This window comes from Psychroserpens mesophilus (genome assembly GCF_050617655.1).
Taxonomy (GTDB): Bacteria; Bacteroidota; Bacteroidia; order Flavobacteriales; family Flavobacteriaceae; genus Psychroserpens; species Psychroserpens mesophilus_A.
This window is the reverse complement of record NZ_JBODQC010000575.1, coordinates 1-230: the sequence shown is the minus strand read 5'-3', so window position 1 is coordinate 230 and position 230 is coordinate 1. Positions and strand designations below refer to the sequence as shown.

Sequence of the window (230 nt, the reverse complement as noted above, 5' to 3'; positions counted from 1 at the left end):
AAGATGATTGCGGATATCGCCCCGGGGAATATTTCCATCAAGCACGGGTTTATGCGGCCGAACTACACCACTGTTTCGGCCTGTGCGAGTTCGGCCAACGCGATGATCGATGCGCTGAACTACATCCGCCTGGGCCACTGCGATGTGGACGTCACCGGCGGGAGCGAGGCGGCTGTAACCATTGCGGGAATGGGCGGTTTCAATGCCATGCATGCCCTGTCCACGCGCAA

The 230-nt window shown here is 59.1% G+C and carries 1 protein-coding gene; it reads left to right on the top strand.

Annotated features, from left to right (window positions below):
• A partial coding sequence (locus ACRHNM_RS18490; RefSeq protein ID WP_431138084.1) for a beta-ketoacyl synthase N-terminal-like domain-containing protein occupies positions 1–230 on the top strand: 230 nt, incomplete at both ends.